Annotated in this window: 10 protein-coding genes and 1 tRNA gene; 10 read left to right on the plus strand and 1 reads right to left on the minus strand. The window is 38.8% G+C overall.

Features of this window, described 5'->3' with window-relative positions; translation table 11 throughout:
* Position 1: 1 nt before the first annotated feature.
* On the minus strand, positions 2 to 1,018 hold the full coding sequence (gene epmB, locus BMW42_RS01245) for an EF-P beta-lysylation protein EpmB (protein WP_035265849.1): 1,017 nt from the start codon (positions 1,016 to 1,018) through the stop codon (positions 2 to 4).
* Between the two features lie 347 nt (positions 1,019 to 1,365).
* On the opposite strand from epmB, the gene efp reads away from it, so the two are divergent.
* The 10 genes from efp (at position 1,366) to BMW42_RS01295 (ending at position 14,998) form a co-directional block, all read left to right on the plus strand.
* Positions 1,366 to 1,935, plus strand: a complete 570-nt coding sequence (gene efp, locus BMW42_RS01250; RefSeq protein ID WP_035265851.1) for an elongation factor P — start codon at positions 1,366 to 1,368, stop codon at positions 1,933 to 1,935.
* A 170-nt stretch (positions 1,936 to 2,105) separates the two neighbouring features.
* Entirely contained in the window at positions 2,106 to 4,199 is a 2,094-nt protein-coding gene (locus BMW42_RS01255; RefSeq protein ID WP_092766101.1) for a carbon starvation CstA family protein, read from the plus strand.
* Positions 4,196 to 4,498 carry a YbdD/YjiX family protein gene (locus tag BMW42_RS01260; RefSeq protein WP_092766102.1) on the plus strand — a complete coding sequence of 101 codons (303 nt, stop codon included), beginning with the start codon at positions 4,196 to 4,198 and terminating at the stop codon, positions 4,496 to 4,498. Before BMW42_RS01255 ends, BMW42_RS01260 begins: the two co-directional genes overlap by 4 nt.
* A gap of 125 nt (positions 4,499 to 4,623) precedes the next feature.
* Entirely contained in the window at positions 4,624 to 5,640 is a 1,017-nt protein-coding gene (locus BMW42_RS01265; RefSeq protein WP_092766103.1) for a 2-dehydropantoate 2-reductase, read from the plus strand.
* A 98-nt stretch (positions 5,641 to 5,738) separates the two neighbouring features.
* Positions 5,739 to 6,698: an AAA family ATPase gene (locus tag BMW42_RS01270; protein WP_092766261.1), complete on the plus strand. Its 960-nt coding sequence runs from the start codon at positions 5,739 to 5,741 to the stop codon at positions 6,696 to 6,698.
* 10 nt (positions 6,699 to 6,708) lie between these two features.
* Positions 6,709 to 7,614 (plus strand): DUF58 domain-containing protein, encoded by a 906-nt coding sequence (locus BMW42_RS01275; RefSeq protein ID WP_092766262.1) that lies wholly within the window; start codon positions 6,709 to 6,711, stop codon positions 7,612 to 7,614.
* A 29-nt stretch (positions 7,615 to 7,643) separates the two neighbouring features.
* Positions 7,644 to 9,656, plus strand: a complete 2,013-nt coding sequence (locus BMW42_RS01280; RefSeq protein ID WP_092766104.1) for a transglutaminase family protein — start codon at positions 7,644 to 7,646, stop codon at positions 9,654 to 9,656.
* A gap of 26 nt (positions 9,657 to 9,682) precedes the next feature.
* A tRNA-Val gene (locus BMW42_RS01285) sits at positions 9,683 to 9,759 on the plus strand.
* Between the two features lie 567 nt (positions 9,760 to 10,326).
* Positions 10,327 to 12,558, plus strand: coding sequence for an NADP-dependent isocitrate dehydrogenase (locus tag BMW42_RS01290; protein WP_092766105.1), 2,232 nt, complete (start codon positions 10,327 to 10,329; stop codon positions 12,556 to 12,558).
* A 235-nt stretch (positions 12,559 to 12,793) separates the two neighbouring features.
* On the plus strand, positions 12,794 to 14,998 hold the full coding sequence (locus tag BMW42_RS01295) for an OsmC domain/YcaO domain-containing protein (RefSeq protein WP_092766263.1): 2,205 nt from the start codon (positions 12,794 to 12,796) through the stop codon (positions 14,996 to 14,998).
* The last annotated feature ends 15 nt before the right edge of the window (positions 14,999 to 15,013 follow it).

Genomic DNA, 15,013 nt, shown 5'->3' on the forward strand with positions numbered 1-15,013 from the left:
TCTAAAAAGTGGCAACTCCATAAAGCGGTGTTTTATTCTGTTCTCCCGCAATTTCTCTAACCAGCTTTGGAACCAAGTATCCAGGCAACCTTGCCAAAACCTCTTTATAGATTGAATCAATAGATTCACTTGGTAAATCAAAATGCTGAGCACCTTTCACTTTATCCAACACATGTAAATAATAAGGCATCACACGCGCATCAAATAATCGATGACTTAGATCAACCAAAATATCAGGATGATCATTAATACCTTTTAATAACACAGCTTGATTCAACACCAAAATATTTTGTTGTGAAATTTGCATTAATTTCGAAGCGGTAAAGTCATCAATTTCAGTAGCATGGTTTGAGTGTACCACTAGAATAATACGTAGCCTACTGTTTTTTAACAGAGAAATAAGTTCATCATCAAGCCGATTTGGGATAACGATTGGAACTCGAGAATGAATACGCAAAATTTTAAGATGTGGAATTGAACTTAATCTATCGATCCAAACGGCAAGTTTACGATTTGAAAGTGTTAGGGGATCCCCTCCGCTTAAGATCACTTCATTGATTTCTGGATGAGCGAGTAAGTAGTCTTGTATTTTTTTCCAGTCGTCATTTTTAGGTAAATTTTCTTGATATGGAAAATGACGTCTAAAACAATAACGACAATGAACAGCACATGCACCTGTTAAAGTCAGTAAAAAACGTGACTGATATTTATGTAATACACCTGGAATTAAATTGGCAGCCTCCTCATCAAGGGGGTCTGTCACAAAATCAGGATGTTCATTTAACTCCAGATGATGAGGGAGTACTTGAAGTAACAGTGGATCATCAGGATTAGATTTTTGCATCTTCGCGACGAAGGCGCGAGGGACTCTTAATTTAAATTGGGCTGATGCCAAAATTGCACCATGTATTAAATCTTCAGGTTGCAATTCCAAGAGTTCAATGAGCTCATGTGGGTCAGTGATTAAATCGCTGAGTTGATTTTGCCAATGTTGCTCTTGATACAAATAGTGGGTCATACAGTTTAAATTTAGAGGGAGATGAAAGGCTTCATTTTAAATCAAAACCCATTGAAAAACTCAGTTGTGTCCTGATTAAGCCTTCTTTATTGAATGTTGGGATGAAAATACTCAAGCCTAAAGATGATCAAATTAAGTCTACAACAGTAGTTCTGCATGGAACTTAGACAGCTTAAACGTTGTATTTCGGAATTTATCATTGCGGCAGAGTAGGTTGGTCATTTAGAATACGCAACATAAATGCATGTGCATGTGGCATATCATGCACCTGTCAGCCTTGCTAAATGACAGTGTAGCAGCCCATCGCATTAATAGATTAAAGTTAGTAAGTTTGGAGTGAGCCTCTCATGGCCTATTATTCTACGAACGATTTCAAGTCTGGCCTTAAGGTAATGCTTGATGGTAACCCATGCTCAATCATGGAAAACGAATACGTTAAACCAGGTAAAGGCCAAGCGTTCAACCGTGTTAAATTACGTAACCTTAAATCAGGTAAAGTATTAGAAAAAACATTTAAATCTGGTGATTCTTTAGAAGCAGCAGATATCGTAGAAGTAGAAATGGACTACTTATACAACGACGGCGAACTATGGAACTTCATGGATCCTGTGACTTTCGAGCAAATTGCGGCTGACAAAGTTGCAATGGGTGATGCTGCGAAATGGTTGAAAGACGATTCAAACGAAAAATGCACAATCATGTTATGGAATGGTGTTCCTTTAACAGTGAATGCACCTAACTTCGTGGTATTAAAAATTGTTGAAACTGATCCAGGCGTACGTGGTGATACTTCTGGCGGTGGTGGTAAACCAGCGAAACTTGAAACAGGTGCTGTAGTACGTGTTCCATTATTTGTTCAACAAGAAGAAAGCGTTCGTGTTGATACACGTACTGGTGAATACTTAGAACGTGCATAATGGTGTAAATTTATACTATTATCGAAAGGGATGATGACAATCATCCCTTTTTTAATGCCAAGGTCTAAGGTAAAGAAGAATTATTGAGGAGTATAGTCGCAAGGGAAAACAGCAGTAACACGAATAATAAAATTGAGCTGATTGCAAATACGAAATAATGAGGGTTTGATATGGATCAAATACAACCGAAGTCATCCATGACTTCGAAATTGATTTGGATTATTGTGGCCATAATCGGTGCAGTATCCTTTGGAATATTAGCGGTTAGTCGTGGAGAACATGTCAACGCAGTTTGGCTCGTACTCGCTGCAGTCTGTGTTTACAGTATTGCATATCGTTTTTATAGTTTATTTATTGCTAATAAAGTATTCGAGTTAAATGCTCGGCGTTTAACACCTGCGCACCGTCTAGCGGATGGTCTAGATTATGTGCCTACAAATAAAAGTGTTCTGTTTGGTCATCACTTTGCTGCGATTGCAGGTGCTGGTCCGTTAGTTGGGCCTATTCTTGCTGCGCAAATGGGTTATTTACCAGGAACGATTTGGCTGTTAGTCGGTGTTGTACTGGCAGGTGCAGTCCAAGATTTTCTAGTTTTATTTATTTCTACACGCCGTGACGGACGTTCACTGGGTGAAATGGCAAAACAAGAACTGGGTTCATTTGCAGGAATTATTGTGATGCTTGGCGCATTAGGGGTAATGATCATTATCCTAGCTGTGCTTGCACTCGTCGTGGTTAAAGCATTAACCAATAGTCCATGGGGTGTGTTTAGTATTGCTGCTACCATTCCAATCGCATTATTTATGGGCGTATATATGCGATATATCCGTCCAGGAAAGATTGCCGAAGTTTCAATCATTGGCTTTGTACTGATGATGCTCGGTATCATTTATGGTGAAAACATTGCGCAACATCCTTATTGGGGGCAATTATTCACTTTATCTGGTACAGAGTTAACATGGGCATTGATTATCTACGGTTTCATCGCTTCTGTATTACCAGTATGGTTGTTATTGGCGCCACGTGATTATTTATCGACTTTCTTGAAAATTGGCGTGATTGCAGGTTTAGCATTGGGTATCGTATTTGCGATGCCTGAATTAAAAATGCCTGCAATTACCCACTTCGTAGATGGTACGGGACCTGTATTCTCTGGATCACTTTTCCCATTCTTATTTATTACCATTGCCTGTGGTGCAATTTCAGGTTTCCATGCATTGGTTTCATCAGGAACTACACCTAAGCTCGTAAATAATGAACGCGATATCCGGATGATCGGATACGGCGGTATGTTGATGGAATCATTTGTCGCAATCATGGCGATGATCTGTGCAACGATCTTGGATCCAGGCGTTTATTTTGCCATTAACTCACCAGCTGCGGTGATAGGAACGACGGTTGAAAGTGCCGCAGAGGCGGTACGTAATTTAGGATTTGTGGTTACACCTGAAGCTTTAACACTACTTGCCCAAGAGGTTGGTGAAAGCACAATTCTTTCTCGTACTGGTGGTGCACCGACGTTTGCGATTGGTATGGCGCACATCATCACTGAAATTTTTAATAGTCGTGAAATGATGGCATTTTGGTATCACTTTGCGATCTTGTTTGAAGCGCTATTTATTCTAACTGCTGTTGATGCAGGAACACGTGCTTGCCGTTTTATGGTTCAAGATACTGTGGGTATTGTTGTCCCTGCGGTTAAAAACTCTAAGTCGTTTGTGGGCAACTTGATTGGTACTGCCGTTGCAGTGGCAGGCTGGGGTTTCTTTGTATATCAAGGTGTAGTTGATCCACTGGGCGGTATCAATAGTTTGTGGCCATTATTTGGTATTGGTAACCAAATTTTAGCTGCGATGGCGCTGATGCTTGGTACTGTCATTTTATTCAAAATGAAGAAAGAAAAATATGTGTGGGTCACCATTGTTCCAACGATTTTCCTCTTCATTACAGCGATGACTGCTGGTTGGCAAAAAATCTTCCATGAAAATCCAAAAATTGGATTCTTGGCACAAGCAGATCGTTTCAATGCGGCTATTGAGCGAAACGAAATTTTAGCGCCTGCGAAATCCATTGCGGAAATGCAAACTGTTGCTTTATCTAATCAGATTAATGCTGCGTTATGTGCATTCTTTATGATTGTTGCTGTGGTGATGTTGTTTGCTGCCATTAAAGTGATTCGTCGTGCTTTAGCAAATCCGCAGCCAACGGCTCAGGAAGCTGAAGCAATTTATACTGATCAAGTCCCTGCAGGAGAGACCAAATGAGTTTGAAAGAACAAATTCGTCAAAAGCTGGCATTGGGTAAAATCATTAAATTCACGATTTTGGCTCAGCCGAAGAAGTTTTTAATGTTGCATGGAATCAAAACAGTTCAACTGATTTGGCAGCGGCTACAACAAAGTTTTCGTTTAATGGTGGGTGTCCCAGATTACCAAAACTATGTAGAGCATATGAAAAAGCATCACCCTGACCTAGAGCCAATGGATGAAAAAACTTTTCATCGTTATTGTGTCGATGCACGCTATCCAAGTGCAGCAGGCGGTATGAAAAAATGTCCATGTTAATTTTCTAATATTAAATAAAAAACGGCACTGAGGTGTCGTTTTTTATTTGTTTTAATTGTATAAAACCTGACAAATTTATTGTTCTGAAACTCGTATACTCTTGATCAATAACAAAGGATAAAAACATGAAAATTGGAATTTATGGTGCAGGATCGATTGGCTGTTATATCGGTGGAAGAATGGTCGCAGCAGGCCATCAGGTGACATTTTACTGTAGGGAAAGAAGCTATCAAAAATTAAGCCAAAATGGATTGGAGCTCAGTGATTTAAACGGCTACCATCATAAGCTCACTCCAGATCAATTAAGACTTACAACAAATCTAGCAGAAGTCTTAGACACGGACTTAGTCATGATTTGTGTAAAATCAGCAGCGACAGAGCAAGTGGCATCTGAAATACGAAGCTGTGACACTCTCAATAAACCGAGTCTCATCAGTTTTCAAAATGGGGTGAGTAATGTTCCACGGTTAAAAAAAATGCTGCCAGAATGGGAGATTATGGAAGGAATGGTTCCATTTAATGTCGCAGAACTCAAACCGTCTCATTTCCATCAAGGTTCTGATGGAACATTAATGATAAAAAAATTTGTAGAAAGTAATCAGCTAAAAATAGTGTTAGATGCGGCGAAACTGCAAGTTGAATTCCGTGATGATATGTTAGAGGTACAGTGGGCTAAAGTCTTATTCAACTTGAACAATTCGATTAACGCTTTATCTGGTCTAACTTTAAGAAATCAACTTACTAATCGAATGTATAGAAAGTGCCTTGCTCAGGCACAGTTAGAGACGCTTCAAATTTTAAAGCAGGCAAATATTAAACCCGCACAATTAACGCCTGTACCAGCGAACATCATTCCTCATATTCTTCGACTTCCTAATTGGTTGTTTAAGTTGATCAGTCGCAAAATGTTAGCCATTGATCCACTAGCTCGTTCATCTATGAAGGATGATCTGAATTTAGGGCGCACGACGGAGGTTGATTGGATTAATGGTGAAGTGGTCAGACTTGCTAATACACTCGGGGGGAATGCACCGATCAACAGCTATTTTATTGAACAGATCAAGCTGGCGGAAAACAATAATTCAAGCCTTCAAATTGGACCTGAAGAGATGCTCACACAGTTGAAGCTTATTCAGCATTAAGTTTGATACTGATTCTTTAATACACTGATTATTAGAAATATTTGAGAAAATAAAAAAAACCTGTATGGTAGAAATATATAGTTTTGGAAATGTAAATGATGATTTGGGGAATGAAGCAGAGTGTTCAATCAAAAAATATTATACAGCCTGAGTTAGAATCTCAGATTCAATCATTTACTCCCAAAATTTCATTATTTCTAGAACAAATCAATCAAATTGTTTTGGATAAAAATACGCAAACTGAATTGGCTTTATGTAGTTTAATTGCAGGTGGTCATATTTTATTTGAAGACTTACCTGGATTGGGTAAGACCACATTGGCCAGTAGTTTGGCATCATTATCAGGTTTATCATTTCAAAGAATCCAATTTACCAATGATATGCTCGCCAGTGATGTAATTGGCGTGAATGTTTTTAATCAAAAAGAGCATCAGTTTGAATTTAAGTACGGACCTGTCTTTACCCAAGTTCTTTTGGCAGATGAAATTAATCGCTGTAGTCCTAAGACACAGAGTGCATTGCTAGAAGCGATGGAAGAGGGCTACGCCACGATTGATGGACAGCGTTATGCTTTACCTCAGCCTTTTTGGGTGATAGCAACTCAGAATCCACTCTTTCAAAGCGGGACTTATGCACTACCAGAGTCTCAGTTAGACAGATTCCTCATGCGGTTATCTCTTGGCTATCCATCTCGCCATGCAGAAAAAATACTTCTTCAACAAGAATCACGTGCCAAATTAATCGCACAGTTGATCCATGTATTTAATGAGACTGAAATACTAAGATTGCAATCCTTGACTCATCAAGTCCATTTAAGTGATGCAATTCAAGACTATTTATTGGATTTGGCTGCGGTAACACGAAAAAGTGCGCATGGTTTATCGACGCGTGGATTATTGGCTTTAAAACGAGCATCACAAGCGAGAGCGATCGTGCATGCCAGAGCCTTTGTCATTCCTGATGATGTAAAAGCTGTATTTTCAGCAGTATGCGCTCATCGATTAAACTTGAGTGAGGATGAGACGGTCTCCCTAATGAATCAGGTTAAATTGATTTGAGGGTATGCAGGTGACCAGTATCTGGAAGCAATGGTTAAAAAAAAGATTTCGGTTTGAGCAGAGTAAAAAAATTGGTCAACGCGATATTTTGATTTTTATTTATCAGCAAGGTTTCTTATATCTTGTGTTGATTTTGATCACATTTATTGCGGGTATTAACTATGCCAATAATTTGATATTAGGTTTCTGCTTTTTAATTAGTGCGATCCTATGCATTAGTTTTTATATCACCTTTAAACAATTGCATGGTCTTGAGATAGACATCATTACTGATGAAGTTGGACAGGTAGGGCACTCGATTTTATTTAAAATCTACTTGAATCAACCTTATTCATATTCACGTTATTTATCGATCTCCATCGATTCTGAGACACAGCACATTCACATTGACCAAAAACAGTCTGAATGTGTTATACCGATTCATGTTGATCAACGAGGACAGTATAACTATCCCGATATACACATTGCTTCAGTGTATCCATTTGGTCTTGTTCGAGCTTGGACTTATATCTTTCATGGACGACATGCATGGATTGCGCCACAAGCCAAAATAAATCCGAATACAAGCTTTTCAAATGCATTTGTATTGGATCAGGAAAAAGATGAGTTTAAAGAATTAAGAAGTTTTCAGGTCGGCGACTCATTACAAAGTGTATCTTGGAAGCAGGCTGCTCGTGGACAAGGTTTGTATATTAAAGTTTTTGAAGAGCATCAACAGGATCGATGTGTTGATATTCATTATCATCATATGCCATCAGTCGAGCATGAAGAAAAGCTCAAATATATGATGGGTGTGGTGGAGCAGTGTGAGCAATTACAAATTCCTTTTAAGCTGGTGTTACCTCATGCCGAATTGAATCAAGGATTTGGAGCTGAGCATATCAAGCAGGCTAAAATTCTGCTTGCTCAGGCATAAAGTGTGAAATAGAAAATAGGTTTTGATATATGGTACATCCTAAAGTTTCACAATCCATGCTATTGAGTTTGGCACTCATTTTATTTATCCAGATTATTTATCTGCCTTATGCTTTAATTTTGGTGCTCTGTATTGAGCTTATATATTTATGGCATATTCAAAAAAGTAAAAAAAATGTCTCCAAAGCAATAAAATTTAGTTTTACAGCAATTGCACTTGGCGCGATTTATCTGCATTACCATACCTTTGTTGGTGTTGAGGCTGGGGTAGCATCGCTGACAACTTTTCTATTTGCAAAAGCATTAGAAACCCAAAAAAAACGTGATTTGATCATCGTTTTTAATTTTGCCTTATTCGTGGCGGCAAGTACGTTTTTATACAGTCAAACGTTGTATGTTGCTTTGGGAGTGGTGCTGTGCTTAGTGAGCTGTTTTGTAGGACTCTATAGAATTCAAACCGCGGAGTTTCTGTCCACTCGAGAAACTAAAAATGGCTTAAAGCACGATATCATTCATGTCGGCAAATTCATCGGATTGGCAATTCCTTTTTTTATATTGCTCTTTATTTTTTTCCCACGATTACCTCCGCTTTGGCATCTCCCGATTCAACAAAATAAGGGAATGACAGGAATCAGTGACTCTATGTCCCCAGGTGACATTGCTGAGTTGTCTCAGTCAAATGAATTGGCATTTCGTATTATTGGTGATATCACAAAATTATCGACGCGTTCAGAAATGTATTGGCGAGCTTTGGTCTTAGATCAATATGATGGTCAAAAATGGACGAGTCATGGATTTAATAGAGGGTTAAACGAGTTAAACTCTTATCAACTTTCTAGTTTAAATCAAAAAGTTGAATATCAGTATTTGGCTAAAGATCCTTCTGTAGAATGGATCATGGGATTAGAGCAATCTGTACCTCAACAACGAAATTATTATCTCCGTTATGACGGTGGTATTTCAGCTCAACGACCTATTCAAACGGCTCAACCCATAAACTTAGTTTGGTTAGGGCGTGAGACGAAAATAAATCATGAACTTAGTCAGTTCCAAATTCAGTATTACACTCAGTATCTCCATCAGCGTGATATCAAAAGTCAAAGTTTAGCGTGGGACTTATTTATTAAAAGTGGAGAGCAGCCAGAGCGTTATATCCAGCAAGTTTTAGACTGGTTTAAGCAAAATAGCTTTCAGTATTCTTTATCTCCCGGTGTTTTGAGTGGTGATCGGATAGATGCATTTATGTTTAATTCACGACAAGGATTTTGTGAGCATTTTGCTTCTAGTTTTGTCATGATGATGCGTTATGTCGGTATTCCTGCCCGAGTCGTGACTGGTTATCAAGGAGGTCAATTTGCGCCAGACCAGAAAAGTTGGGAAGTGAGGCAGTTAGATGCACATGCTTGGACTGAAGTATATTTTGGAGGTCAATGGCAGAGGATTGATCCCACTGCAATGATTGCTCCTGAACGTATTGATCAGGGAATGCAAAATTTAATTCAAAATAATCAAACACTCTACTCTGAGAATACAAATTGGTCAGTTGCAAAATATCCTTTTTTGACAAAAATTCGCGTATGGAGTGATTACGCAAGTTATCAATGGCAAAGTAAAGTTGTTGGATATAATGCTGATCAACAGCAGAGTTGGATGACAAAATTTGGAATTCATTCAGTTGCTTCAGTGTTTGTGATTATCCTTGCAGGCTCACTGATCATATTAGGATGTTATGCGCTATGGATGTTGAGAAAAAAGAGAAAACACTATTCACAAATCGATTGGGTACTTTATGTTTTCAACAGAAAATTAGGACTTCACAGTCGCCGTTATTCATATGAAACCGTTCGACAATGGTTAGAAAGAATTTCATCACCTTTAAGTCAAAATAATAGAGCTGTTTTCCTCGAAATTATCATTCTGTACGAGCGCTTAAGTTATTCACAATCGAGTATTTCTAAACAAGAGTTCGCAAATTTTAAGTCAATGATTAAAACTTGTTCATATCTTTTGGTTAAATATGAAAAAGGCTTGTCAGCCAAGTGATTTTTGCATAAGATGCGAAGCATTCTAGGTGTATAGCTCAGTTGGTTAGAGCGCTACGTTGACATCGTAGAGGTCTCCAGTTCGAGTCTGGATATACCTACCACGATTTAAAAAAAAGGGCTTAAGTATTTTACTTAAGCCCTTTTTTCGTAATCAAGACATTACTTCTTTTTTTAAAAGTAAAGTATTCGTTATCACTTGCTCTATCAAGAAAAATTGCGTTTCGAAAAATCTCTAAATTTGATATTAAATTATATATTTTAAGTATAAATACCCAAAATGCTTTAATCTAAATATTGGGTATTTCCGTAATTTATTAATATACCCGTACATTAACACTTACAATAACGCCCGAAATGTACGCTTTTGCCATCCTGTTTAAATATGAGACACGTATAATGTTCATATTACAGGGAAGTTGAGATCAACGTTCATTACCAGTTCTTCACTTTTCATTCAGAAGTAATGAAATTCATACAGTATTATCAAACTAAAGATGGATACTATTTTGTATGTTATTTCATCAAAATAGCGTACTAAAAGCTTATTTCATTGACTGAAATGCGACGAAGAACGATACTCTCAACGTTTTAATTTAAGCAAATCGGTTCTAAGAGACTGGACCAAAAGTTCGGTGCTCTGTAACTCAATCCAAAGCAAGGGGCTATATATGGCTGGTGGAAAGTCAACTATCATCTACACACTGACCGACGAGGCGCCATTACTGGCGACTTACTCACTACTGCCGATCATTGAGACCTTTACTAAGCCTGCTGGTGTTGAGATTGTAAAAACTGACATCTCAGTTGCAGCACGCGTGCTCGCTGAATTCTCTGAATACCTTAGCGAAGAGCAGAAAGTATCAGACAATCTTGCAGAATTAGGTCGTCTTACACAAGATCCAGACACAAACATCATCAAACTTCCAAACATCAGTGCATCTGTAGCTCAGTTGACTGCATGTATCAAAGAGCTTCAATCAAAAGGCTATGCAATTCCAGATTATCCTGAGAATCCTACGACTGAAGAAGAAAAAGCACTTAAAGCACGTTTTGGTAAATGCTTAGGTTCAGCAGTAAACCCAGTATTGCGTGAAGGTAACTCTGACCGTCGTGCGCCTGCTGCTGTTAAAAACTATGCGAAAAAACACCCACATTCTATGGGTGAGTGGAAACAGTGGTCACAAACTCACGTTTCTCACATGGATGAAGGTGACTTCTATCACGGCGAAAAGTCTATGACTTTAGATCGTCCTCGCAATGTGAAAATGGAATTGATCACGAATTCTGGTGAAACTATCGTTCTTAAAGACAAAGTTGCACTGCAAGACGGCGAAATCATCGATTCAATGTTCATGAGCAAGAAAGCGCTTTGTGACTTCTATGAAAAAGAATTAGATGATTGTAAAGAAGCGGGCATCTTGTTCTCTTTACACGTTAAAGCAACCATGATGAAAGTTTCACACCCGATCGTATTTGGTCACTGTGTGAAGATTTATTACAAAGAAGCGTTCGAAAAACACGGTAAACTGTTCGACGAACTAGGTATTAACGTAAACAACGGTATGGCTGGTCTTTACGAGAAGATCGAAACTTTACCGACTTCTTTACGTGAAGAGATCATCGAAGATCTACACGCATGTCAAGAACACCGTCCTGCTTTAGCAATGGTGGATTCAGCAAAAGGTATCACTAATTTCCATTCTCCAAACGACGTGATCGTAGATGCTTCTATGCCTGCAATGATCCGTGGTGGTGGTAAAATGTGGGGTGCTGACGGTAAGCCTTACGACTGTAAAGCAGTAATGCCTGAATCTACATTTGCGCGTATTTACCAAGAAATGATCAACTTCTGTAAGTGGAATGGTAACTTCGACCCACGCACAATGGGTACTGTACCTAACGTTGGTCTAATGGCTCAAAAAGCTGAAGAATACGGTTCACACGACAAAACATTCGAAATCGCGCAAGCTGGTGTAGCTAACATCACAGATATCGAAACTGGCGAAGTTTTAATGTCTCAAAACGTGGAAGAAGGTGATATCTGGCGTATGTGTCAGGTGAAAGATGCACCGATCCGCGACTGGGTAAAACTAGCTGTAACACGTGCACGTAACTCTGGTATGCCAGCAATCTTCTGGTTAGACCCATACCGTCCACACGAAAACGAATTGATCAAGAAAGTTCAAAAATACTTAAAAGATCACGATACAGATGGTCTAGACATCCAAATCATGTCTCAAGTACGTGCAATGCGTTACACACTTGAACGTGTTGCTCGTGGTCTAGATACAATCTCTGTAACGGGTAACATTCTACGTGACTACCTCACTGACTTGTTCCCAATTATGGAGCTTGGTACTTCTGCGAAAATGCTGTCTATCGTGCCTTTAATGGCGGGTGGCGGTATGTACGAAACTGGTGCAGGTGGTTCAGCACCTAAACACGTACAACAACTTGTTGAAGAAAACCACTTACGTTGGGATTCTTTAGGTGAGTTCCTTGCACTCGCTGTTTCACTTGAAGAGCTTGGTATAAAAGAAAACAACCCTAAAGCTAAACTTCTTGCGAAAACATTGGATGCTGCAACTGGTAAATTACTTGACAACGACAAATCTCCATCACGTCGTACAGGTGAGTTAGACAACCGTGGTAGCCATTTCTATTTAGCGAAGTTCTGGGCTGAAGAATTAGCAGCTCAAGACGAAGATGCTGAATTAAAAGCGACATTCTCTACTTTAGCGAAGACTTTAGCTGAAAATGAAGAGAAGATCGTTGCCGAACTTGCAGAAGTTCAAGGTAAATCTGTTGATATCGGTGGTTACTACGCAATCGATCAAGAGAAAGTAAATGCAGTTATGCGTCCAAGTGCAACTTTAAATGCTGCTATTGCAAGCATCTAATAACACTTAAGTTGAACTGAATTCCAGTTTGGCGGATTAAAAAAGCTGGTACTTCGGTACCAGCTTTTTTTTGTTAAAATTTTTGTAAATAAAACACTGATTACGCCAAATTAGAGAGAGCTTAAGGGGAGGATCTAAAAAACTTTCATTCAATTTGCATGCATTTCTGATTACAATGCGTTTTAATTTATTTTTAACTTATCTAGCTGTTTGGATAAGTTCTGTAGGTGCCCGCATGGAAATCAAAGTCAATTATCTCGACAATCTTCGACAGGAAGCAAAGTTCGACGATTTCACGGTTATTGCCGATCAACCTATTCGTTATAAAGGTGATGGATCTGCACCAGGCCCATTTGACTATTTTCTTGCGTCTTCAGCATTATGTGCAGCTTATTTTGTAAAGGTGTATTGTGCTGCACGAGATATTCCTACAGAAAATATTCGATTATCCCAAAATAATATTGTTGATCCAGAAAACCGTTATAAACAAATTTTTAAAATTCAAGTCGAATTACCCTCAGATATCTCTGAGAAGGATCGACAAGGTATTTTACGTTCAATCGACCGTTGCACTGTAAAAAAAGTCATTCAAACAGGTCCTGAATTTGTTATTGAGGAAGTTGAAAGCATTGATGCGGATGCTCAAGCTTTACTTATGCCAAATATTGCCAAGGAAAATGTGACTGTTATTCCGGGCAAAGATTTGCCGCTTGAAGAAACGATTGCCAACATGTCTGCAATTTTGGCGGGCTTAGGGATGAAGATTGAAATTGCGTCTTGGCGGAATATAGTGCCAAACGTATGGTCTTTACATATTCGCGATGCACAAGCGCCAATGTGTTTTACCAATGGTAAAGGTTCAACGAAAGAGAGTGCCTTAGCATCTGCATTAGGCGAGTTTATTGAACGTTTGAATTGTAATTTCTTCTATAACGACCAATTTTGGGGTGAAGAAATCGCAAATGCTGAATTTGTGCATTACCCAGATGAAAAGTGGTTCCAACCAGGTCCAAATGGTGAATTGCCATCAGAAATTTTAGATGAATATACACTTGAAATTTACGATCCTGAAGATGAGTTATTAGGCACACATCTGTACGACACAAATTCTGGCAATATTGAGAGAGGTATCTGTTCGTTACCATTTGTGCGCCAGTCAGACGGTGAGATTGTATATTTCCCTTCAAATTTGATCGAAAATTTGTATCTGTCAAATGGTATGAGCGCAGGAAATACCTTGGCTGAAGCACAAGTACAATGTTTATCTGAAATATTTGAGCGTGCGGTTAAGCGCGAAATTTTAGAGGGTGAAATTACCCTGCCAGATGTACCTGAACATGTTCTAGCAAAGTACCCAAAAATAGTTGAGGGTATTAAGGGACTTGAGGAGCAAGGTTTTCCAGTGCTGGTCAAAGATGCTTCATTAGGTGGGAAATTCCCAGTCATGTGCGTGACATTAATGAATCCAAGAACGGGTGGCGTTTTTGCATCATTCGGGGCTCATCCAAACTTTGAAGTTGCATTAGAACGCAGCCTAACAGAGCTTTTACAAGGTCGTAGTTTTGAAGGTTTAAATGACTTACCACGTCCTACTTTCAATAGCCATGCACTGACAGAACCAAATAACTTTGTGGAACACTTTATTGATTCATCGGGTGTTGTGTCTTGGAGATTCTTCAGTTCGAAATCTGATTATGATTTCGTAGAGTGGGATTTCACCAGTCAAGGTGAAAATACAAACGCTGAAGAAGCTGAAAAGATGTTCAATATCCTAAAAGAGATGGGTAAAGAAGTTTACATGGCTGTATACCAACATTTAGGTGCAACTGCATGCCGAATTCTAGTGCCAGGATATTCTGAGGTGTATTTGGTTGAAGATCTGGTTTGGGACAATACCAATAAAGCTTTAGCCTTTAGAGAAGATATTCTTAACTTACATCGTTTAGATAATGAACAGCTCGAAGCTTTGCTAGAGAAACTTGAAGAAGTTGAAGTGGATGACTATACCGATATTATTACCTTGATTGGTGTTGAATTTGACGATAATACGGTGTGGGGTCAGTTAACTATTCTTGAATTAAAACTATTAATTAACTTAGCTTTGGAAAATTTCGAAGAAGCGAAAGACCAAGTAGAACAGTTCTTACAATACAACACCAATACTGTAGAACGCGGTTTATTCTATCAATGCATGGATGTTGTATTAGAAGTATTGTTAGATGAAGAGATGGAAATTGAAGACTACGAACCAAATTTTAGACGTATGTTTGGTGATGAGAGAGTCGATGCTGCAATAGGCTCAATCGAAGGTGATGTACGTTTTTATGGATTAACGCCAACCAATATGCAACTCGAAGGTCTCGATCGTCATTTAAAACTTATTGAGAGCTATAAGAAGCTTCATGCTGCCAGAGCACGTTTTGTTTCTCAACAAAACTGATCGAATGAAAGGCCA

Origin of the sequence: Acinetobacter sp. DSM 11652 (assembly GCF_900109815.1) — a bacterium.
Lineage (GTDB): Bacteria > Pseudomonadota > Gammaproteobacteria > Pseudomonadales > Moraxellaceae > Acinetobacter.

Coding starts and splice junctions, on each gene's coding strand:
- BMW42_RS01280 (WP_092766104.1), top strand. CDS start 7,644: ATGGTACATCCTAAAGTTTCACAATCCATGCTATTGAGTTTGGCACTC.
- BMW42_RS01270 (WP_092766261.1), top strand. CDS start 5,739: ATGATTTGGGGAATGAAGCAGAGTGTTCAATCAAAAAATATTATACAG.
- BMW42_RS01265 (WP_092766103.1), top strand. CDS start 4,624: ATGAAAATTGGAATTTATGGTGCAGGATCGATTGGCTGTTATATCGGT.
- epmB (WP_035265849.1), bottom strand. CDS start 1,018: ATGACCCACTATTTGTATCAAGAGCAACATTGGCAAAATCAACTCAGC.
- BMW42_RS01260 (WP_092766102.1), top strand. CDS start 4,196: ATGAGTTTGAAAGAACAAATTCGTCAAAAGCTGGCATTGGGTAAAATC.
- BMW42_RS01295 (WP_092766263.1), top strand. CDS start 12,794: ATGGAAATCAAAGTCAATTATCTCGACAATCTTCGACAGGAAGCAAAG.
- efp (WP_035265851.1), top strand. CDS start 1,366: ATGGCCTATTATTCTACGAACGATTTCAAGTCTGGCCTTAAGGTAATG.
- BMW42_RS01255 (WP_092766101.1), top strand. CDS start 2,106: ATGGATCAAATACAACCGAAGTCATCCATGACTTCGAAATTGATTTGG.
- BMW42_RS01290 (WP_092766105.1), top strand. CDS start 10,327: ATGGCTGGTGGAAAGTCAACTATCATCTACACACTGACCGACGAGGCG.